At 64.1% G+C, this 19,707-nt stretch carries 21 protein-coding genes; 13 read left to right on the top strand and 8 right to left on the bottom strand.

The window, feature by feature from the left end; genetic code table 11:
- Positions 1 to 2: 2 nt before the first annotated feature.
- Complete coding sequence (locus tag CVS48_RS26785) at positions 3 to 1,634, top strand: heme biosynthesis HemY N-terminal domain-containing protein (RefSeq protein WP_100857094.1); 1,632 nt, start codon at positions 3 to 5, stop codon at positions 1,632 to 1,634.
- 32 nt (positions 1,635 to 1,666) lie between these two features.
- A complete protein-coding gene (gene ppa / locus CVS48_RS26780; protein ID WP_050446009.1) occupies positions 1,667 to 2,197 on the top strand; it encodes an inorganic diphosphatase in 531 nt (176 codons plus the stop codon).
- Here ppa and CVS48_RS26775 read toward each other — a convergent pair whose 3' ends face one another.
- From CVS48_RS26775 to CVS48_RS26760, 4 genes are all read right to left on the bottom strand, one after another.
- The gene (locus CVS48_RS26775; protein WP_100857093.1) at positions 2,198 to 3,034 is read right to left on the bottom strand and encodes an IclR family transcriptional regulator; all 837 of its coding nucleotides are present in this window, start codon (positions 3,032 to 3,034) and stop codon (positions 2,198 to 2,200) included. It abuts the gene before it with no gap.
- Positions 3,035 to 3,049: 15 nt separating this feature from the next.
- A complete protein-coding gene (locus tag CVS48_RS26770; protein ID WP_100857092.1) occupies positions 3,050 to 3,811 on the bottom strand; it encodes an SDR family oxidoreductase in 762 nt (253 codons plus the stop codon).
- Positions 3,811 to 5,022 carry an ABC transporter substrate-binding protein gene (locus CVS48_RS26765; protein WP_100857091.1) on the bottom strand — a complete coding sequence of 404 codons (1,212 nt, stop codon included), beginning with the start codon at positions 5,020 to 5,022 and terminating at the stop codon, positions 3,811 to 3,813. The genes CVS48_RS26770 and CVS48_RS26765 overlap by 1 nt, the downstream gene beginning before the upstream one ends.
- A 99-nt stretch (positions 5,023 to 5,121) precedes the next feature.
- On the bottom strand, positions 5,122 to 5,520 hold the full coding sequence (locus CVS48_RS26760; protein ID WP_100857090.1) for a cupin domain-containing protein: 399 nt from the start codon (positions 5,518 to 5,520) through the stop codon (positions 5,122 to 5,124).
- Between the two features lie 173 nt (positions 5,521 to 5,693).
- Between CVS48_RS26760 and CVS48_RS26755 the strand changes: the two genes are divergently transcribed.
- From CVS48_RS26755 to CVS48_RS26725, 7 genes are all read left to right on the top strand, one after another.
- Positions 5,694 to 6,473, top strand: a complete 780-nt coding sequence (locus CVS48_RS26755; RefSeq protein WP_100857089.1) for an SDR family NAD(P)-dependent oxidoreductase — start codon at positions 5,694 to 5,696, stop codon at positions 6,471 to 6,473.
- A 10-nt stretch (positions 6,474 to 6,483) separates the two neighbouring features.
- Positions 6,484 to 7,254 carry an ABC transporter ATP-binding protein gene (locus CVS48_RS26750; protein WP_100857088.1) on the top strand — a complete coding sequence of 257 codons (771 nt, stop codon included), beginning with the start codon at positions 6,484 to 6,486 and terminating at the stop codon, positions 7,252 to 7,254.
- 1 nt (position 7,255) lies between these two features.
- Positions 7,256 to 7,948, top strand: coding sequence for an ABC transporter ATP-binding protein (locus tag CVS48_RS26745; RefSeq protein WP_100857087.1), 693 nt, complete (start codon positions 7,256 to 7,258; stop codon positions 7,946 to 7,948).
- A gap of 13 nt (positions 7,949 to 7,961) precedes the next feature.
- Complete coding sequence (locus CVS48_RS26740) at positions 7,962 to 9,839, top strand: ABC transporter permease (protein WP_100857086.1); 1,878 nt, start codon at positions 7,962 to 7,964, stop codon at positions 9,837 to 9,839.
- Positions 9,839 to 10,141 carry a Dabb family protein gene (locus tag CVS48_RS26735; protein ID WP_100857085.1) on the top strand — a complete coding sequence of 101 codons (303 nt, stop codon included), beginning with the start codon at positions 9,839 to 9,841 and terminating at the stop codon, positions 10,139 to 10,141. Before CVS48_RS26740 ends, CVS48_RS26735 begins: the two co-directional genes overlap by 1 nt.
- Before the next feature lie 151 nt (positions 10,142 to 10,292).
- Complete coding sequence (locus tag CVS48_RS26730) at positions 10,293 to 10,988, top strand: fumarylacetoacetate hydrolase family protein (RefSeq protein WP_050445993.1); 696 nt, start codon at positions 10,293 to 10,295, stop codon at positions 10,986 to 10,988.
- A gap of 39 nt (positions 10,989 to 11,027) precedes the next feature.
- Positions 11,028 to 11,159, top strand: coding sequence for an entericidin A/B family lipoprotein (locus CVS48_RS26725; protein WP_006218367.1), 132 nt, complete (start codon positions 11,028 to 11,030; stop codon positions 11,157 to 11,159).
- 85 nt (positions 11,160 to 11,244) lie between these two features.
- Here the strand turns inward: CVS48_RS26725 and CVS48_RS26720 are convergent, their stop codons facing one another.
- From CVS48_RS26720 to CVS48_RS26710, 3 genes are read right to left on the bottom strand one after another with little or no spacing between them, the layout of a single operon-like run.
- Positions 11,245 to 12,945, bottom strand: coding sequence for a PhoH family protein (locus CVS48_RS26720; RefSeq protein ID WP_100857084.1), 1,701 nt, complete (start codon positions 12,943 to 12,945; stop codon positions 11,245 to 11,247).
- A gap of 57 nt (positions 12,946 to 13,002) precedes the next feature.
- Positions 13,003 to 13,467: a peroxiredoxin gene (locus CVS48_RS26715; RefSeq protein WP_100857083.1), complete on the bottom strand. Its 465-nt coding sequence runs from the start codon at positions 13,465 to 13,467 to the stop codon at positions 13,003 to 13,005.
- The gene (locus tag CVS48_RS26710) at positions 13,464 to 13,925 is read right to left on the bottom strand and encodes an Mth938-like domain-containing protein (RefSeq protein WP_050445990.1); all 462 of its coding nucleotides are present in this window, start codon (positions 13,923 to 13,925) and stop codon (positions 13,464 to 13,466) included. The genes CVS48_RS26715 and CVS48_RS26710 overlap by 4 nt, the downstream gene beginning before the upstream one ends.
- 328 nt (positions 13,926 to 14,253) lie before the next feature.
- Between CVS48_RS26710 and alaC the strand changes: the two genes are divergently transcribed.
- The 4 genes from alaC to CVS48_RS26690 all read left to right on the top strand — a co-directional run bounded on the left by alaC (position 14,254) and on the right by CVS48_RS26690 (position 18,604).
- Positions 14,254 to 15,441, top strand: a complete 1,188-nt coding sequence (gene alaC / locus CVS48_RS26705; RefSeq protein ID WP_006218372.1) for an alanine transaminase — start codon at positions 14,254 to 14,256, stop codon at positions 15,439 to 15,441.
- 47 nt (positions 15,442 to 15,488) lie between these two features.
- Complete coding sequence (locus tag CVS48_RS26700) at positions 15,489 to 16,793, top strand: homoserine dehydrogenase (protein WP_100857876.1); 1,305 nt, start codon at positions 15,489 to 15,491, stop codon at positions 16,791 to 16,793.
- Positions 16,790 to 18,199: a threonine synthase gene (gene thrC, locus CVS48_RS26695; protein ID WP_100857082.1), complete on the top strand. Its 1,410-nt coding sequence runs from the start codon at positions 16,790 to 16,792 to the stop codon at positions 18,197 to 18,199. Before CVS48_RS26700 ends, thrC begins: the two co-directional genes overlap by 4 nt.
- Before the next feature lie 183 nt (positions 18,200 to 18,382).
- Positions 18,383 to 18,604 carry a YgdI/YgdR family lipoprotein gene (locus CVS48_RS26690; RefSeq protein ID WP_050445986.1) on the top strand — a complete coding sequence of 74 codons (222 nt, stop codon included), beginning with the start codon at positions 18,383 to 18,385 and terminating at the stop codon, positions 18,602 to 18,604.
- Between the two features lie 73 nt (positions 18,605 to 18,677).
- On the opposite strand, the gene CVS48_RS26685 is transcribed toward CVS48_RS26690, so the two are convergent.
- A complete protein-coding gene (locus CVS48_RS26685) occupies positions 18,678 to 19,697 on the bottom strand; it encodes a class 1 fructose-bisphosphatase (protein WP_100857081.1) in 1,020 nt (339 codons plus the stop codon).
- Positions 19,698 to 19,707: the final 10 nt, after the last annotated feature.

Raw genomic sequence — 19,707 nt, 5'->3', positions numbered from 1 at the left:
TTATGCGTACCTGGTTCTGGACACTGCTGCTCGCCGTCATCGCCGTCGCCCTGGCGGTGGTGCTGCGCTCGCATTCCGGCAACGTGCTGTTGCTGGTCTGGCCGTGGCGCATCAACATGTCGCTCACGCTGGCGGTGCTGCTGGTTGTGGCGACCTTCATCGTGCTTTATGTGGGGCTGCGCCTGTTGGCCTGGCTGCTTGCCATTCCGGACCGCGTCCGCGTGTGGCGCGGCAAGCGTGCGCAGGCGCGCGACCATGAATTGCTGGAACGTGGCTGGATCGGCCTGCTTGAAGGCCGCTACGGCGTCGCCGAAAAAGACCTGACCAAGCTGCTCGACCAGACCAAGGTGCAGACGCGCCGCGTGCTGGCGGCCTTGTCCGCGGCTCGCGCCGCGCACGGCTTGGGCGAGTTCGATCGTCGCGACCGTCTGTTGGCCACCGCGCAAGAGCAGGCCGGTACGGATCCGGGCATGGTTGAAGCCACGGCAACGGTATCGGCCGATATGCTGCTGGACCAAGGCCGCCCCGAACGCGCGCTGGCAGTGCTTGCGCCCTTGGCTGATGGCGGCGCTCGCCACCTGCACACGATGCGCCTGCTGCTGCGCGCACACACCGCGCTGCATCACCACGATCAGGTCTTTACCCTGGCTCGCGGCCTGGTGCGCCGCAACGCGCTGGCTCGCTCTGAAGCCGACGCCCTGATCGACGCTTCCGGCGCGGCGCGCTTGCGCGCGGCGGCCCATGGCGACGGCTGGCGCGCCATCTGGAAAGACCTGAAAGCCGAAGAACGCCTGCTGCCCGACATCGCCTTGTCTGGCGCCGCCGCCTTTGATGCCGCCGGCGAAGCCAACGAAGCGGCGCGCGTGCTGGAAGCCGCCATTGCCGTCAAGTTCAACCCGACCTTGGTGGCGGCTTACGCGCGCTGCGAATCCGACCAGGTGTCGCGCCGTCTTGCCAAGGCCGAGACCTGGTTGCAGCAGCGTCCGACCGACCCGGACCTGCTCACCGCGCTGGGCATGCTGTGCCTGAACGGCCAATTGTGGGGCCAAGCCGAGCGCTATCTCTTGCGCAGCCTGAGCCGGCGCAGCGACGCGCAGACGCATGCCTTGTTGGGCAGCCTCTACGATCGCCTGGACCGGCCCGCGGACGCCATGCGCCACTGGCGCCTGGCAACCGCCGCCAGCATGGCGCTGCCGGTGTTGGCGGCAGATGCCGCCTTGCCCGCCGCGGATACCGGTTCCGACCCCTATCACCTGGACGCCGAAGGCGGCTATGCGGTGGGCATGTCTGACACGGACGGCGATGCGGACATCTCCGGCGACTATCCGCCGCTGCCGCCCGCGGTGGCGGCCTCGGCCTCTGACTACGTGCTGGACCCGGATGCCCGCGTCAGCCGCGATCAGCGCGATCGCGCGCTGGCGCCCGAAGACGCGCCGCTGGCCGGCGGCACGTCCGACATCGACGAGTACTTCGACAGCGCCCCGATTCCGGCGGCGGCTTTCGATGACCCCGTGCCCACGTATACGCCAGCGCCCGCCGCCAGCCCGAAGCCCACGTCCGCCCCGGCATCGGCCCCGGCATCGGCACCGGTGCCGGCGACCAAGCCGCCGTTCAAGGACGACGGCTCGCTTTGAACATTTCTTCAGACAAACAACAAGGTTGAATCATGAGTCTTGATCGCGTCTCCCCTGGCAAGAAGCTGCCGGAAGACTTCAACGTCATCATCGAAATCCCCATGAACGCCGACCCGGTGAAGTACGAGGTCGACAAGGACACGGGCGCGATTTTCGTTGACCGCTTCATGCTGACCGCCATGCACTACCCGTGCAACTACGGCTACATCCCGCAAACCCTGTCGGAAGACGGCGACCCCGCCGACGTGCTGGTCCTGACCCCGTTCCCCATCCAGATCGGCGCCGTCGTGCGCTGCCGCGCCATCGGCGTGCTGGAAATGGACGATGAGTCGGGCGGCGACGCCAAGCTGCTGGCCGTGCCGATCGAAAAGCTGTATCCCCCGTATCGCAACATCAAGTCGTACGAAGACCTGCCGACCGAAGACGTCGCTCGCATCCAGCACTTTTTCGAGCACTACAAAGATCTCGAAAAGGGCAAGTGGGTCAAGGTCAAGGGTTGGAAGGGCGTGGACGCCGCTCACGAAGAAATCGTGAACAGCGTCGAACGCTACAACAAGGCCTGATCAGGCTTTGGTCCGCGCCGGTGATGCACCGGCCGGGACCCTGATGCGGCGCGGCCGCGACGGCATGATGCCGATCGCCGCCGCGCCGTTGCTTTGTGGGGCTTGCAGGTTCTGCGACACCTCGGCCGCCGCCACCTGGATGCGCGCCTGCAATACCTCCAGGCGCTGCGGTGATGTATGCGCCTGGGCGGCGATGAACACCAGGCTGCCCACCACTTTTTGCTCGGGGCTGAAAATAGCCGCGCCGATCCCCATCAGGCCGCGGTCGACCTCGCCGTGCGACACGCACACGCCCGCCGTGCGCAGCCGCTTCAGGTTGGCGCGGAATTCGTCCCAGTCTTCACCCAGGCCGGCCTCGCGGATTTCGGCCGCGTGCCACAGCATCAGGTTGCGCAACTGGTAGGGCGGCAGGTTCGCCAGGATGGGCTTGGCCGTGGCGCCCCGGAACATGGGGAAGGGCCGGCCGCGCGCGTAGCTGGATTCAATGGAGTTGTCGGTCCAGTAGCGGTCCACGCACATGACCTTGTCGCCGTAATAGCTGCACAGCATCAGGTTGGCGTGCAGTTCGTCGCCCGTGGCGCGCATGACGTCGCGCGCGGCGCGCATCAAGGGATCGTGCTGGCGCAGATGGCGGTCCAGTTCGATGATGCGCGAACCCAGCACATAGGCGCCGCCGGCCGTGGGCGCCAGCAGCCCGCTTTCGGTCAATGACTTCAAGTACCGATACGCCGTGGCGCGCGAGCAATCCAGATGCGCCATGACGTCCTCCTGAAACGCGGCGGTGGTGTCGTCGCGAAAAAGGTCGAGGATGGACAGCATGCGATCGGGAGTGCTCATTGCTTCGGGACGTGCCTAGTGAATGTGGAAGCCGCCGTTGACGTCGACCACGATGCCGGTTGAATACGAGGACAAGTCCGAGGCCAGGAAGAGTATGGCTTGGGCCACTTCGGCGGGTGAGCCGAAGCGTTGCAGCGGAATGCCCTGTTTGAGTTCTTGTTCCCAATTTTCGCCGAATTTTCCCAGCGTCATGTCGGTTTCAATAATGCCCGGCGCCACGCAGTTGGCGCGCACGCCGCGCGGGCCCAGTTCGCGCGCCAACGCCTTGGTGAAACTGATGACGCCGCCCTTGGACGCCGCGTAGTGTGATCCGCCCAGCAGCCCGCCGCCGCGCAGCGCGGCGGTGGATCCCAGGTTGACGATGGCCGGTTGCCGCGTGCTTTCCAGCAACGCGGGCAGGGCGGCGTGTGTGACGTTGTAGGTGCCGGTCAGGTTGACGTCGACCATGCGGCGAAATTCGTCTTCGGGCAAATCCCAGATGCGCGTGGCGGCGACGATGCCGGCGTTGTTGACCAGCACGTCGATGCCGCCCAGGGCCGCGTTGGCCAGTTCCATCGCGGCCTCGCACGAGACGCCGCGCGAGACATCGCAGTGCAGATTGACGCGGCGATCGCTCAGCGCGCTGGCGCCGCCTTCGGGGTAGGCATAGTCCAGCACCGCGACGGTGGCGCCTTGCGCAAGAAACAGGTCGACGACCGCCGCGCCGATGCCACGGGGGTTGGCGCCCCCCGTGACGACGGCGCGCTTGCCGGCCAAGAGCGACAGCGCGCCGTCCATCACGACTTCACCAGCGAGCAGCCGCCGTCCTTGAGCGGGCGGAACGCCTGTTCGGCCGGAATCTTGCGCACCAGCTTGTAGTAGTCCCACTCACGCTTGGACTCCGACGGCTTCTTGACCTGGAACAGGTACAGGTCGCGCATGATGCGCCCGTCTTCGCGGATACGGCCATTCTCGGTCATGAAGTCATTGATGGGCGTGTCGTGCATCTTCTTCAGCACGGGTTCTGATGCATCCGAGCCCGCGGCCTTGATGGCGTTCAGGTAGTGCATCGTGGCGCTGTAGTTGCTGGCCTGAACCATCGACGGCATGCGGCCCGTGCGCTTGAAGTAGCGTTCGGACCACTGGCGAGCCTTGTCGTCCTGGTCCCAGTAGAAGGGCTCCACCAGGTTCAGGCCCTGCGCATATTCCAGCCCCACGCTGCGCACGTCGACGATGCTCATGAAGAGCGCCGCCACGCGTTGCTTGCTGCCCATGATGCCGAATTCGAACGCCTGCTTGATGCTGTTGATGGTGTCGCCGCTGCCGTTGGCCAGGCCGATGACCTGTGCTTTCGATGCCTGCGCCTGCAACAGGAACGACGAGAAGTCCGAACTGGCGATGGGATGTCGCACGCTGCCCACCACTTGCCCGCCCTTGGCCTTCACCACGGCCATGGCGTCGCGTTCCAGCGAATGGCCGAAGGCGTAGTCGGACGTGATGAAGAACCAGCTCTTGCCGCCGTCTTCGATCACGCCATTGGCCACGCCGGTGGCGTAGGCATAGGTGTCGTAGGTCCAGTGCATGCCGTTGGGCGAACACGCCTTGCCGGTCAAGTCGGCCGAGCCGGCGCTGGTGAAGATCACTACGCGCTTCATCTGGCGCGTCAGGTCCTGCACGGCCAGGGCGATGGCCGAGTTGGGCACATCCAGGATCAGGTCCACCTTGTCGTTCTCGTACCAGCGGCGAGCGATCGACACCCCGATGTCCACCTTGTTCTGATGGTCGGCCGAGATCACTTCGATGGGCTTGCCCAGCACCTTGCCACCGAAATCCTCAACCGCCATCTTCACGGCCTCGACGCCGAACTTGCCGGACAGGTCCGCCATCATGCCGGACTGGTCGCCCAGTACGCCGATCTTCACGACATCGTCCGATACCTGCGCCATGGCGGGCACGGACAGGGCGCCCAACACGCAGGCGGCAAGGCTGTTCTTGAAACGGGTCTTCATGGGGTGTCTCCTTGGGGGCTAGTTCTTTTGCGCGCCGCCCTGTGCCGGGCGGTCATGCGGGATATTGCGGGGTCTTGCAGGGTTGAAAGGCCGGTCGGCCTATTCCAGCGTCTGGCCGGCGTAGGCGGCGATGAACAGATTGGGCTTGAGGAAAAAGCTGAGCACCAGCGCGCCGTTGGGCGCGCGGGCCACGTGCTGGTTGCCGCGCGGACGCCAGACGTAATCGCCCGCGCAGACCTCGCCTTCGGCATCCACGATGGAGCCTTCCAGTACATAGGTTTGTTCGACTTCCACGTGTTCATGCAGCGGCAGTTCGGTGCCGGGCTGCCAGCGGAACAGGGCGGTGAGCAGGCCGCTTTCCTTGTCCTGCATCAGCACCTTCATGTCGATGCCTTCCACCTGCGTGGGCTTCCAGGGCAGCTCGGCCACTTTCAGAAAGCGCGATGCCAGGGGCGGCAGCGCATTGGCGGCGGGGCAGCCGGGGGTTTCGAGGGCCATGATTGTCTCCTAGCCATTACTCGTTATCGAAGATAAAGCAAAAATCTTGTTATTGAGCGTTTAAAAATAGTCGCGTATATTGAGATTGATGTCAACTTTGTTTTTGCAGCCGGAAAGCAAGGAACGACACAGGCCGGACCTAGAGATTCGGTGCATAAAACAAGGAGACAAGCTTGAAACACGACTATCTGGACCAGACGTTCGGTCTGGCGGGGCGCGTCGCGCTGGTGACGGGCGCGGCCCGGGGGCTGGGCTACGCCATTGCCGAAGCCCTGGGCCGGGCGGGCGCGCGGGTGGTGGTCAACGACCTGTCGCAAGCCGCGTGCGATGCCGCCGTCGCGAAGCTGGTGGCGCTGGGTATCGATGCCCATGGCGCGCCCTTCGACGTGGCGGACGCCGGGGCGGTGGCCGATGCGGTGGCGCGGTTGGAAAACGCCGGCCTGGCCATTGATGTGTTGGTCAGCAACGCCGGCAATCAAAATCGCAAACCCGTGGTCGAGATGACGCCCGCCGAATGGCAGGCCTTGCAGAACGTGCACGTGAACGGCGCCTTTCATTGTGCGCGCGCCGTGCTGCCGGGCATGGGCAAGCGCGGTTTCGGCCGTATCGTGCTGATGTCTTCCGTGGCGGGGCAGGCCACCATGCCCAACATTGCGGCCTACGCCACCGCCAAGGGCGCCATCGCCGCTTTCACGCGCGCATTGGCCGTGGAATATGGCGCCAGCGGCGTAACGTGCAATGCGCTGGCGCCGGGTTTCGTGCGCACCGACTTCACACAGGGCCTGCAAGACAATCCGCAGTTTCAATCGTTCCTGTCGGCCTCGGTGCCGGTGGGCCGTTGGGCGACGCCGGAAGATGTCGCGCCCGCCGTGGTGTATCTGGCCTCGAAGGCCGCTTCGTTCGTCAACGGGCATGTCCTGGCGATCGATGGCGGCCTGTTGGCCCGCATGTAAGAGGCCCATCATGACGACCCCAAGCACCCAAGCGGTTCTGTCCGCCCAGGGGCTGGTCAAGCGCTTTGGCGGCTTCAATGCCGTCGACGGCGTGACCCTTGCCCTGCACGAAGGCTCCGTCCACGCCCTGATCGGCCCCAACGGCGCCGGCAAGACCACCTGCTTCAATCTCCTGACCAAGTTCCTGACGCCCGATGAAGGCGTCATTCACTACCGTGGCCGCGACATCACGGCGCTGGCGCCGGAGCAGATCGCGCGCCTGGGCATCGTGCGGTCATTCCAGATTTCGGCGGTGTTCCTGGGCCTGACGGTGCTGCAGAACATGCGCGTGGCGCTGATGCGCCAGCATGGCGACGGCATGCGCTTCTGGCGCAGCCGGCGCAGCGTGGACCATCTGAACGAACGCGCGATGGAACTGCTGGACGCAGTCGGCCTGGCCAACCTGGCGGACGCGACGGCGGCGCTCTTGCCCTACGGCCGCAAGCGCGCGCTTGAGATCGCGATGACGCTGGCGCTGGAGCCCGAGATCATGCTGCTGGACGAACCCATGGCCGGCCTGGGCCAGGAAGACGTGCTTCGCATCACGGCGCTGATCCGGCGCGTGTCTGCCAATCGCAGCATCCTGATGGTCGAGCACAACCTGTCCGTGGTGGCGGACCTGTCCGACACCATCACCGTGCTGGCGCGCGGCGCCGTGCTGGCGCAGGGCGACTACGCGGCGGTGTCGCGCGACGAGCGCGTCATCACGGCGTACATGGGTTCGGACGAGGAGGCGCACTGACATGCTGGCAATCAACGACCTTAACGCCTGGTACGGCGAATCGCACGTGCTGCACGGCGTGAACATTGACGTGAATCGGGGTGAACTCGTCACCATCCTGGGCCGCAACGGCGCGGGCAAGACGACCACCTTGCGCGCCATCATGGGCATCATGGACAAGCGGCGCGGCTCCATCCGGCTGAACGGCCAAGAAACCGTGGGCATGGCGCCGCACCGCATTCCGCGTCTGGGCGTGGTCTATTGCCCCGAAGAGCGCGCGGTGTTTCGCAGCTTGAGCGTCACCGAAAACCTGATGCTGCCGCCACGACTGGCCGACGGCGGCATGTCGCTGGACGAGATCTACACGCTGTTTCCAAACCTGCGTGAACGCAGCGCCAGTTCCGGCGGCAACCTGTCGGGCGGCGAGCAGCAGATGCTGGCCATCGCGCGCATCCTGCGCACGGGCGCGCAATTGATCCTGCTGGACGAGCCCACCGAAGGCCTGGCGCCCGTCATCGTGCAACAGATCGGGCAAGCCATCCGCACGCTGAAAGCGCGCGGCTTCACCATCGTGCTGGTCGAGCAGAACTTCCGCTTTGCGACCAAGGTGGCCGACCGCCACTACGTCATGGAGCACGGCTGCGTGGTGGATCAGTTGTCGGCGGATGAGGCGCGCAGCGATCCCGCTCGGATCGCGGCGCGCCTGGGCGTCTGAAAGGAGAATCCCTGTGTTCGAAATTTTCGGTGTGCCGTCCTCGGCGCTGTTCGGCCAGCTTCTGCTTGGCCTGATCAACGGTTCTTTCTACGCCTTGCTCTCGATTGGGCTGGCGGTGATTTTCGGCCTGTTGAACATCATCAACTTCGCCCATGGCGCGCAGTACACGGCCGGCGCGTTCCTGGCTTGGATGCTGTTGAATTACCTGGGCGTGAACTACTGGGCCGCCCTGGTGCTGGTGCCGCTGATCATGGCGGTGTTCGCCGTCGTGGTCGAACGCTTGCTGATTTCCCGCACCTATCGCATGGACCACTTGTATGGGCTGCTGCTGACCTTTGGCATTGCCCTGCTGATTGAAGGGGGACTGCGCCAGGCCTATGGCGTGTCGGGCTTGCCCTACACCATCCCCAAGGCGTTGACGGGGGGCGTGAACCTGGGCTTCATGTTCCTGCCGTGGTATCGCGGCTGGGCGGTGGTGGTGTCGTTGGTGCTTTGCCTGGCGGTATGGGTGCTGATCGAGAAAACGCGCGTGGGCGCCATGCTGCGCGCCGCGACCGAGAACCCCACCATCGTGCGTTCGTTCGGCATCAACGTGCCCTTGCTGATCACGCTGACCTACGCGCTGGGCGTGGCGCTGGCCTCGGTAGCGGGCGTGATCGCGGCGCCCATATACCAGGTGAGCCCGATGATGGGGTCGAACCTGGTCGTGGTGGTGTTCGCGGTGGTGGTGATTGGCGGCATGGGGTCCATCATGGGCGCCATCGTCAGCGGCTTCGGGCTGGGCATCATCGAAGGCCTGACCAAGGTGTTCTACCCCGAGGCCGCCAACCTGGCGATCTTCATCATCATGGTGCTGATGCTGCTGTGCAAGCCGGCCGGGCTGTTCGGCAAGCCCTTGCAGGTGCAAAACGTGCTGGCGGCCGAAGCCACGCGCCAACCCGTGCAACTGAGCCGGCGCGCGATGCGCGTGGCGATGGCGGTGCTGGCCGTGGTGGCGTTGGCCGCGCCCTGGTTCGTCTACCCCACGTTCCTGATGAAGGTGTTGTGCTTCGCGCTGTTCGCCGCGGCATTCAATCTGCTGGTGGGCTATGTGGGCCTGCTGTCGTTCGGCCATGCGGCATTCTTTGGCGCGGCCGCGTATGCAACCGGCATCGTGATGAAGTTGCTGGGCGCCACGCCGGAACTCGGGCTCTTGGCGGGCGTGGTGACGGGCGGGCTGCTGGGGCTGGTGTTCGGCGCCATCGCCATCCGTCGCCAGGGCATCTACTTCGCGATGATCACCCTGGCGTTGTCGCAACTGGTCTACTTCATTGCGGTGCAAGCGGGCTTCACGGGTGGTGAAGACGGCTTGCAAAGCGTGCCGCGCGGCAAGCTGTTCGGCATTTTCGATCTGCAAAACGTGATGCCGATGTACTACTTCACGCTGGCCGTATTTGCCCTGGGCTATGCCTTCGTGCTGCGCGTGCTGAACTCCCCGTTCGGTGAAGTGATCCGGTCGGTGCGCGACAACGAGCAGCGGGCGCGCTCATTGGGATATTCCACGTCGCGCTACAAGTTGCTGGCGTTCACGCTGTCGGCCTCGGTGGCGGGCTTGGCGGGCGGGCTGAAAGTGCTGGTGTTCGGCGTGGCGTCGCTGACGGACGTGCACTGGCACGCCAATGGCGAGGTGGTGCTGATGGCGCTTCTGGGCGGCATCGGTACGGTGTTCGGCCCGCTGGTCGGTGCGCTCACGTTTGTGTCCCTGCAGAACTATCTGGCGCCGCTGGGTTCGTGGGTGCTGATCGTGCAGGGGGCAATCTTTGTTCTATGCGTGCTGCTGTTTCGAGACGGCATCATGGGCTTGGTGTCGCGCGCCTGGTTGGCCGCGACGGGCGCTAAAAAGGAGTCCTGATGTTTCTGCATGTGGTGATGTTGCAACTGTCGCCCGCCGCCAACGGCGATTTTCATGCCCGCGTCCAAGGCTATTGCGAGCGGATCCTGGCCGAATGCGAGGGGGTATCCGGCTATGCGTTCCGGCCTAACCAGGCCAGCCGCGCCGATGGCCTGACGCACGCCGTGGTGGCGGCTTTCGCGGACAGCGGGGCGCATGACCGCTACCAGGTGTCGCCCGCGCATCAGGAAATGAAAGGCTATATGGCCGATTTCATCGAGCGCCTGGTGGTTTTCGACGGCGAAATCCCTACGTTTTCCTGAACGTAACGCGGGCGCGCCGGGCCGCCCGGAACGGGATAAACTCGCGGATGATTTTTATTGCCGGGCGGCCCCCGGCTGAGAATGCCCCCGGTCGCCGGGGGTAAGATATTGGCCGGTTTACAGTCACGTACTTGTCATAGGTTGATCGCTCATGGACTACGTATTACCTCCCCAACCGCCCGTGGCGGTCCCCGTTGCCGGCAGCGCCGCGCTGTTCCCGGTGCGCCGCGTCTACTGCGTGGGCCGCAACTACGCCGAACACGCCAAGGAAATGGGTTTCACCGGCCGTGAAGACCCGTTCTTCTTCTGCAAGCCCGCCGACGCCGTGCGTTCGGTGGCCGACGGCGAGACGGGCAAGATGACCTACCCGCCCAAGACCTCGAACCTGCACTACGAAATGGAACTGGTCGTGGTGCTGGGCAAGGGCGGCCGCGACATTCCGGTCGACCAAGCCAACGATTGCGTGTGGGGCTACGCGCTGGGCCTGGACATGACCCGCCGCGACCTGCAAGGCGAAATGAAAAAGCAGGGCCGCCCCTGGGAAATCGGCAAGGCCTTCGATGAGTCCGCCCCGATCGGCCCGATCCACCCGCGCAGCGTCGTGGGCACGCTGGACAAGGGCGCGATCTGGCTGGACGTGAACGGCCAGCGCAAGCAGGCTAGCGACATCTCGCAGATGTTGTGGAATATTCCGGAGAGCATTTCCTACCTGTCGGGCCTGTTTGAACTGCAACCGGGCGACATCATCTTCACCGGCACGCCCGAAGGCGTGGGCGCCGTGGTGCAAGGCGACGTGATCACGGGTGGCGTGGAAGGGCTGGGCGAACTGCGCGTGCAGATCGTCTGACGCCTTTGCTTCGATAATTTTTGTTCAGGAGTTGACAGCATGCGCGGCAAGATCGTGCTGACCGCCTTTGTCGTATTCGGATTCGTGCTCGCCGGTTGCAATACCGTGGCGGGCATGGGCCGCGATATGTCCAGGGCCGGCAATGCCATCACCAACGCGGCCGACAAGTAAGCACGTCGGCCTGGGTGTCCAGGCAAGAAAAAGCCCCTTGAAATCGCTTTCAAGGGGCTTTTTTTATGCGAAGGAGAACAGTGCCTTACAGCACATCCCCCGCGTAGTCGGCCAGGCGCGAACGTTCGCCGCGCTGCAAGGTGACGTGGCCGGAATGCGGCCAGCCCTTGAAGCGGTCGACGACGAACGTCAGGCCCGAGCTGCCTTCGGTCAGATACGGCGTATCGATCTGGGCAACGTTGCCCAGGCAGATCACCTTGGTGCCGGGGCCCGCGCGGGTCACCAGCGTCTTCATCTGCTTGGGCGTCAGGTTCTGCGCTTCGTCGATGATCAGGTACTTGTTCAGGAACGTGCGGCCGCGCATGAAGTTCAGCGACTTGACCTTGATGCGCGAACGGATCAGGTCCATGGTAGCGGCGCGCCCCCAGTCCCCGTTGCCTTCGCCTTCGCCCATATTGAGCACATCCAGGTTGTCTTCCAACGCGCCCATCCAAGGCAACATCTTTTCTTCTTCCGTGCCGGGCAGGAAACCGATGTCTTCGCCGACAGGCACCGTGACGCGCGTCATGATGATCTCGGTGTAGCGCTTGGTTTCCAGTACCTGCGTAATGCCGGCCGCCAGCGCCAACAGCGTCTTGCCCGTGCCCGCCTGGCCCAGCAGCGACACGAAGTCGCACTCCGGGTTCATCAGCAGGTTCATGGCGAAGTTCTGCTCGCGGTTGCGCGCCGTGATGCCCCAGACGTTGTTCTTGCCATGGGTGTAGTCGCGCAGGGTGGCCAGCACCGCCATCTTGCCGCTGACTTCGCGCACCTGCGCGTAGAGCGGCATCTGGCCTTCGAAGTAAACGAACTGGTTGACGACGAACTGCGAGCACAGCGGGCCGTGGATGCGGTAGAAGGTGGTGCCGCCTTGCTGCCACGACTCCACGTCCTTGCCGTGCTTGTTCCAGAAGTCTTCGGGCAACTGCATCACGCCCGAATACATCAGGTCAGAGTCTTCCAGGACGTGATCGTTGAAGTAGTCTTCCGCGGCCATGCCCAGCGCACGCGCCTTCAGGCGCATGTTGATGTCCTTGGACACCAGCACCACTTCGCGCTGCGGGTATTTTTCCTGCAGGGCGCGGACGACGCCCAGGATCTGGTTGTCGGCCTTGCCCATGGGCAAGTCGGACGGCAGCGTGCTGTGGATGGCGGTCGTCTGGAACATCAGGCGGCCCGTGGCGTCCTTGTTGCCCAGCTTGGCCAGTTCCAGCCCTTCGTCCAGTTGCGTGGCGTCTTGCACCAGCGCGTCCAGCGAGCGGCTGACCTGACGCGCATTGCGCGCCACTTCAGACATGCCTTTCTTTTGGTGGTCCAGCTCTTCCAGCGTCATCATCGGCAGGAAGATGTCGTGCTCTTCAAAGCGGAACAGCGAGCTGGGGTCGTGCAGCAGCACGTTGGTGTCCAGCACGAACAGCTTGCGCGGTTCGTTCTGGGCGCGCGGCTTCGCGCGTTTGGTCGGGCTGGTTGCGGCCTTGGCCGGACGCGCCGGTGTGCTGGCGGCGGGTGCGGGGGCGGGCGGAGGCACTTGGCGAGCAGGCGCGGGAATCTGCGCCTTGCGGGCCGGCGCCGTCATGCCGTCGAGTTCAGGCTGCATGAGCAGCTCGTCGTCGTCATCGGCAAGCACGGCTTGGGCGTTGGACTGCGCAGCGGCAGTCTTGGTGGTGCGGGCCTGCGCCCGGGCGGTTTCGCCCGAGGGGAAGGTCAGGATGGCTGCGGGACGGGTGGGCAACTTCGGAAGCGGCATATGCGTCACTCTCCAGGGTGGGCCAGCTATAGCGCCTGACGGCTGTTCCTTGTACGGCTAACCGATGCTTTTTGCGGCCTGCAGGACTTCCTTGGCGTGGCCCGGGACCTTCACCCCGCGCCACTCCTGCACCAGCACGCCATAGGCGTCGATCAAAAAGGTGCTGCGCTCAATGCCTCGCACCTGCTTGCCGTACATATTCTTCTGCTTGATGACGCCGAACAGATTGCACACGGTTTCGTCGGCGTCGGAGATGAGGGGGAAAGGAAGTTCGTACTTGGCCTTGAAGTTCTCATGCGACTTCAGCGAGTCGCGCGAGATACCGATGACCACGGCGCTGGCCGCCAGGAATTCGGCGTGCAGGTCGCGGAAGTCCTGGCTTTCGGTGGTGCAGCCAGGCGTGTTGTCCTTGGGGTAGAAATACAGGATCACGGCGCGGCCCTGGCATTGGTCAAGGCTGATCGGACCAATGGTGCTTTCCGCGGTGAATGGCGGGGCGGGCTTGCCGATGCTGGGCGTCATTTCTGTGATTCTCCGTTGGGAGGGATAAGGGCGACGACCACGCGCCGGCCCTCGGCCATCAGGATGTTGTAGGTGCGAGAGGCGGCGTGCGTGTCCATGATCTCGACGCCGATTCCCATGGCCAACAGGGGACGCAACACTTCGGGACGCAGGAACTGTTGCCGGGCGCCCGTGCCCACCAGCAGCACTTCGGGCGCATTGGCCGGGCGGCTGGGGCTGGCTTCCGGTTCATCCAGGAAGGCCATCGGGTCGCGGACGGGCTCGGTCAAACCGGCCGCCTGATGCAACAGGGAAGAGGTGATGTCGGCCGGCGATGCAGCGGGCCATTCGGCAACTTCGCCTTCGGGGCCAAATGCGACCGACGAAGAAAAACGGACTTGGTTGACCTCGATGTAACCCTCACCGTAGGCGGTGACGGTGTTCAGCGCGGCCGTTGCAGGATCGGTATGCAGCTTCAATAAAAACTCCGGCTTGATGGGCTTGATGATAGCGCATCAGACTCGCCATGGGTTGCAGTGTTGGGGGCTTCGTTGCTGTACGACATAAGCGGATTCCCTGCCTTGCAACAACGTGGTTTTTGGCGCTTGTGGGCAGTCGAAAAAAAGCCTGTCTTTTCAATGAGGAAACGGACCCGTTTTTGCCCCATTTGCCGCATGGCCGTCGTTGCGCTAGATTACAGGGTTTTGCTGCGCTGCAAACGTGAGCTGGCGCGGCTTTGAGCCCTTTTCCCCTTCGCGCGACCGCGCCCTGGTTTTTTCGCCCTTTCCGCCCCTAAGGATTCCCATCATGAGGAAGTTCTCTCGCATCGAGCGTTTGCCCCCGTACGTTTTCAACATTACTGGCGAGCTCAAGATGGCGGCGCGTCGGCGGGGCGAGGACATCATCGATATGTCCATGGGTAATCCGGACGGCGCAACGCCCAAGCACATCGTCGACAAGATGGTTGAGGCCACCTCGCGCCCGACCACGCACGGCTACTCGGTGTCCAAGGGCATCCCGCGTCTGCGCAAGGCCATCTGTGACTGGTATCAGCGCCGCTACGCGGTCGAGTTCGACCCGGATTCCGAAGCCATCGTCACGATTGGCTCGAAAGAAGGCCTGGCTCACCTGATGCTGGCGACGCTGGATCGCGGCGACACGGTGCTGGTGCCCAACCCCAGCTACCCGATCCACATTTATGGTGCCGTCATTGCCGGCGCCAACATCCGCTCGGTGCGCATGACGCCCGGCGTTGATTTCTTCGAAGAGCTGGAACGCGCGGTGCGCGAATCCATCCCGAAGCCCAAGATGATGGTGCTGGGCTTTCCCAGCAACCCGACCGCGCAGTGCGTGGACCTGTCGTTCTTTGAACGGGTCGTGGCGCTGGCCAAGGAACACGACATCCTGGTGGTGCATGACCTGGCCTATGCCGACATCACGTTCGACGGCTACGTGGCGCCGTCCATCATGCAAGTGCCCGGCGCGCGTGATGTGGCCGTCGAGTTCTTCACGATGAGCAAGAGCTACAACATGGCGGGCTGGCGCATCGGCTACATGGTCGGCAACCGCGAGCTGGTCAACGCGCTGGCGCGCATCAAGAGCTATCACGACTACGGTACGTTCACGCCGATCCAGGTGGCGTCGATTGCCGCCCTGGACGGCCCGCAGGATTGCGTGAGCGAGATCGTGGCCCAATACCAAAGCCGCCGCGACGTGCTCGTGCGCGGTCTGCATGAAGCAGGTTGGAATGTGGAAATTCCCAAGGCGTCCATGTATATCTGGGCGCAGATCCCCGAGCCCTACCGGGCGATGGGCTCTTTGGAATTTGCCAAGCGTGTCCTGTCGGATGCGAAAGTGGCCGTGTCCCCCGGGATCGGCTTCGGCGAGTATGGCGACGACTACGTACGCTTCGCTCTTATCGAAAACGAGCAGCGCACCCGGCAAGCGGTGCGCGGCATCAAAGATATGTTCCGCAAGGACGGATTGCTGAAATGAATACCCCTGAACGCTCACCCGTCGCGCAAGGCCCCGAGGGCGGCGCGATGCGTCCCATGAAGGTGGGCCTGCTTGGTCTTGGCGTGGTTGGCGGCGGCACGTGGACCGTGCTGTCGCGCAACGCGGAAGAAATTGCGCGCCGCGCCGGCCGCCGCATTGAAGTCACCCGCGCCGCCGTGCGCGACGTGGCCAAGGCGCGCGCTCGCGTGGGCGACTCGATCCTGGTCGATACCGACGTGCACGCGCTGGTGCGCGACCCTGAAATCGACATCGTCGTTGAATTGATCGGCGGCGACACGCTGGCGCTGGAACTGGTGATGGAAGCCATCGCCAACGGCAAGCATGTCGTCACCGCCAACAAGGCGTTGCTGGCCAAGCACGGCAACGAGATCTTCGCCGCCGCCTACGAGCGCGGCGTCATGGTCACGTTCGAAGCCGCCGTGGCCGGTGGCATCCCCATCATCAAGGCGATCCGCGAAGGCCTGACCGCCAACCGCATCCAATGGGTGGCCGGCATCATCAACGGCACCACCAACTTCATCCTGTCCGAAATGCGCTCGCGCGGGCTGCCGTTCGCCGAGGTGCTGGCCGAGGCCCAGCGCCTGGGCTACGCCGAAGCCGACCCCACGTTCGACGTGGAAGGCGTGGACGCCGCGCACAAGCTGACGCTGCTGGCCTCGCTCGCTTTCGGCGTGCCGGTCCAGTTCGACCGCGCCTACATCGAAGGCATCTCGCAACTGGCCGCCGAAGACATCGAACACGCCGAGCGCCTGGGCTACCGCATCAAGCTGCTGGGCGTGACCAAGCGTCGCCCCGACGGCATCGAGCTGCGCGTACATCCGGCCTTGGTGCCGTCCGAGCGTTTGCTGGCCAATGTGGAAGGCGCGATGAACGCCGTGCTGGTCAAGGGCGACGCGGTCGGCCCCACGCTGTACTACGGCCAAGGCGCGGGCGAAGAGCCCACCGCATCGGCCGTGGTGGCGGACCTGGTCGACGTGACGCGCCTGCACACCGCCGACCCGGGCAACCGCGTGCCGCACCTGGCCTTCCAGCCGGACGCCATGTCCGACACGCCGATCCTGCCGATCGAACTCGTCAGCACGTCTTACTACCTGCGCCTGCGCGTGGACGACCAGCCGGGCGTGCTCGCGGACATCGCCCGCATTCTGGCCGACCGCTCCATTTCGATTGGCTCGATGATCCAGCAGCCCTCTCACATAGGCGGCGCCGACATCATCTTCCTGACGCATGAGGCCGTGGAAGGCAACATCAATCAGGCCATCGAGCGCATCGAGGCGATGCCGTTCGTGCGGTCCAAGGTCACCCGCTTGCGCGTGGAGAACCTGACATGAAATACATCTCGACCCGTGGCGGCATGGCCGCCCAGCCGTTTTCCGACATCCTGCTGGAAGGCCTGGCGCCCGACGGCGGCCTGGCCGTGCCGGAACAACTGCCGCAAGTGTCCGAGCAAATGCTCGAGTCCTGGCGCGGCCTGTCGTATGCGGATCTGGCGTTTGAAGTGCTGTCGCTCTTCGCCACCGACATTCCCGCCGACGACCTGCGCCGTCTGACCCGCGCCGCCTACACGCAAGAGATCTTCAACAGCGAAGACATCGTGCCGCTGCGCCCGCTGGACGGCGGCCTGTCGCTGTTGGGCCTGTCGGAAGGCCCGACGCTGGCGTTCAAGGACATGGCCATGCAGTTCCTGGGCCAGGTCTTCGAATATGTGCTGGCCAAGCGCGGCACCACGCTGAACATCGTGGGCGCCACGTCTGGCGACACGGGGTCGGCCGCCGAATACGCCTTGCGTGGCAAGCAGGGCGTGGCCGTGTTCATGCTGTCGCCCCATGGCCGCATGAGCGCCTTCCAGCGTGCGCAGATGTATTCGCTGCAAGACGAAAACATCCACAACATCGCGGTGCGTGGCGTGTTCGATGAAGCCCAGGACATCGTCAAGGCCTTGGCCAGCGACCTGGAATTCAAGACCAAGTACCGCCTGGGCGCGGTCAACTCCATCAACTGGGCGCGCATCGCCGCCCAGGTGGTGTACTACTTCCACGGCTGGTTGCGCGCCACCGACAAGCCGGGCCAACAGGTGTCGTTTGCCGTGCCGTCGGGCAACTTCGGCAACATTCTGTCGGGCCACATCGCGCGCAGCATGGGCCTGCCGGTGCGCCGTCTGGTGCTGGCCACGAACGAGAACAACGTGCTGGAAGAGTTCTTCCGTACGGGCGTTTATCGTCCGCGTCCGGCTGAGCAGACCTACGCCACGTCCAGCCCGTCCATGGACATCTCGCGCGCATCGAATTTCGAGCGCTTCGTCTTTGATCTGGTGGGCCGAGACGCCGCCCGGGTGAAGGCCTTGTGGGCAACGCTGGCGCAAGAGGGCTCGTTCGACTTGTCCGATCTGAAGCCGCAGTTTGAATCGCGCTACGGATTCGTGTCGGGCCAAAGCTCGCACGAAGCCCGCCTGGCGACCATCCGCGCGCTCTACGACGAGACCGGCGTGCTGGTCGATCCGCACACGGCGGACGGCGTGAAGGTGGCGCGTGAATTCGTCGAGCCGGGTGTGCCGATGCTGGTGCTGGAAACGGCCTTGCCCGCCAAGTTCTCCGAAACCATCGAAGAAGCGCTGGGCCGTCCGGCCACGCCGCCGGGCAACCTGGCCAATCTGGAATCGCTGCCGCAGCGCGTGGAAATCATGGATTGCACGCAAGCCGACGTGCGCCGCTTCATCGAGGCAAACGCGAAGGTCTGAACCTGTAACCGCTTGCGGTTTATGTAAGTGCAAAAACCCCTTGCCGGTCTATCTGCAAGGGGTTTTTTATAATGTGGGACGCGGGTATTACGTTCTTTCGCAATTTGGCCACAACCCGACACCTTATTGGGGCCAGGTTCCCGATACAGTGGATTCACCTATTCACACTTGGAGAACACGCCCATGAACCTGAAGACCATGACGTTGGCCCTGGTGGTGACCGGAGTTGGGGTACTGGCCGGATGCTCGTCGCCCTCGGTCATTCAGCAACGGGACGGGAGCTCGACCGTGACGTCCGATGCGCCGTCCTACGATGAAGATGCCGGCATGTATGAGTACGACAAGGACGGCAAGAAGGTCAAAGTCAACAAGGACGACGTGAAGTCCATCGAAGAGGTCAAGTGACCGCCGTTGCGCCCGAGCCGCAATGAAAAAAGCCCCTTGAGCAATCAAGGGGCTTTTGCTTTTCAGCGTGGCATTACTTCGCCGCTTCCTCGGCGTGGTAGCGGCCCACGCGCTCGACTTCGTTCTTCGAGCCCAGGATCACGCTGACGCGCTGGTGCAGTTTGTCGGGCTGGATGTCCATGATGCGCTGGACGCCGTTGATCGACGCGCCGCCGGCCTGTTCGACCAGGAAGCTCATCGGGTTGGCCTCATACATCAGGCGCAGCTTGCCGGCCTTGCCGGGTTCGCGGGCGTCCCAGGGGTACATGAAGATGCCGCCACGGGTCAGGATGCGATGCACGTCGGCCACCATCGAGGCGATCCAGCGCATGTTGTAGTCCTTGCCCAGGGGGCCGGTCGTGCCGGCCAGGCAATCGTCGACGTAGCGCTTCATGGGCGGAGCCCAGTGGCGCATGTTCGACATGTTGATGGCGAATTCCTTGGTGTCTTCGGGCACGCGGATGTTCTCGTGCGTCAGCACCCACGAACCCATCTCGCGGTCCAGCGTGAAACCCACCACGCCATTGCCGATGGTCAGCACCAGCATGGTTTGCGGGCCGTACACGGCATAGCCGGCCACGACCTGCTTATTGCCCGGTTGCAGGAAGTCGTCTTCGCAGACCGGCGCGCCGGACACGTTGTGCGGCGCCTGCAGCACCGAGAAGATGGTGCCGATGGAGACGTTCACGTCGATGTTGGAGGAGCCGTCCAGGGGATCGAACAGCAGCAGGTATTCGCCCTTGGGGTAGCGATTCGGAATCAAATGGATGGTTTCCATTTCTTCCGACGCCATGGCCGCCAGGTGGCCGCCCCATTCGTTGGCTTCCAGCAGGATCTCGTTGGACAGCACGTCCAGCTTCTTCTGCACTTCGCCTTGGACGTTTTCGCTTTCCAGGCTGCCCAGAACGCCGCCCAAGGCGCCCTTGCTGACCGCATGGCTGATGGCCTTGCAGGCCCGCGCGACCACTTCGATCAGCAGTCGCACTTCCGGCGCCAAGGCTTGGGCGGAGCGTTGTTGCTCCACCAGGTATTGAGTGAGTGTTTTACGTTTCAAGAGGGTCTCC

Origin of the sequence: Achromobacter spanius (assembly GCF_002812705.1) — a bacterium.
Classification (GTDB): domain Bacteria; phylum Pseudomonadota; class Gammaproteobacteria; order Burkholderiales; family Burkholderiaceae_B; genus Achromobacter; species Achromobacter spanius.
Note: the sequence above shows the minus strand (reverse complement) of the source record. Positions and strands in the feature narration are given on the sequence as shown.

Coding starts and splice junctions, on each gene's coding strand:
- CVS48_RS26720 (WP_100857084.1), bottom strand. CDS start 12,945: ATGCCGCTTCCGAAGTTGCCCACCCGTCCCGCAGCCATCCTGACCTTC.
- CVS48_RS26770 (WP_100857092.1), bottom strand. CDS start 3,811: ATGGACGGCGCGCTGTCGCTCTTGGCCGGCAAGCGCGCCGTCGTCACG.
- CVS48_RS26750 (WP_100857088.1), top strand. CDS start 6,484: ATGACGACCCCAAGCACCCAAGCGGTTCTGTCCGCCCAGGGGCTGGTC.
- CVS48_RS26715 (WP_100857083.1), bottom strand. CDS start 13,467: ATGACGCCCAGCATCGGCAAGCCCGCCCCGCCATTCACCGCGGAAAGC.
- CVS48_RS26765 (WP_100857091.1), bottom strand. CDS start 5,022: ATGAAGACCCGTTTCAAGAACAGCCTTGCCGCCTGCGTGTTGGGCGCC.
- ppa (WP_050446009.1), top strand. CDS start 1,667: ATGAGTCTTGATCGCGTCTCCCCTGGCAAGAAGCTGCCGGAAGACTTC.
- CVS48_RS26775 (WP_100857093.1), bottom strand. CDS start 3,034: ATGAGCACTCCCGATCGCATGCTGTCCATCCTCGACCTTTTTCGCGAC.
- alaC (WP_006218372.1), top strand. CDS start 14,254: ATGAGGAAGTTCTCTCGCATCGAGCGTTTGCCCCCGTACGTTTTCAAC.
- CVS48_RS26785 (WP_100857094.1), top strand. CDS start 3: ATGCGTACCTGGTTCTGGACACTGCTGCTCGCCGTCATCGCCGTCGCC.
- CVS48_RS26730 (WP_050445993.1), top strand. CDS start 10,293: ATGGACTACGTATTACCTCCCCAACCGCCCGTGGCGGTCCCCGTTGCC.
- CVS48_RS26735 (WP_100857085.1), top strand. CDS start 9,839: ATGTTTCTGCATGTGGTGATGTTGCAACTGTCGCCCGCCGCCAACGGC.
- thrC (WP_100857082.1), top strand. CDS start 16,790: ATGAAATACATCTCGACCCGTGGCGGCATGGCCGCCCAGCCGTTTTCC.
- CVS48_RS26690 (WP_050445986.1), top strand. CDS start 18,383: ATGAACCTGAAGACCATGACGTTGGCCCTGGTGGTGACCGGAGTTGGG.
- CVS48_RS26760 (WP_100857090.1), bottom strand. CDS start 5,520: ATGGCCCTCGAAACCCCCGGCTGCCCCGCCGCCAATGCGCTGCCGCCC.
- CVS48_RS26700 (WP_100857876.1), top strand. CDS start 15,489: ATGCGTCCCATGAAGGTGGGCCTGCTTGGTCTTGGCGTGGTTGGCGGC.
- CVS48_RS26725 (WP_006218367.1), top strand. CDS start 11,028: ATGCGCGGCAAGATCGTGCTGACCGCCTTTGTCGTATTCGGATTCGTG.
- CVS48_RS26745 (WP_100857087.1), top strand. CDS start 7,256: ATGCTGGCAATCAACGACCTTAACGCCTGGTACGGCGAATCGCACGTG.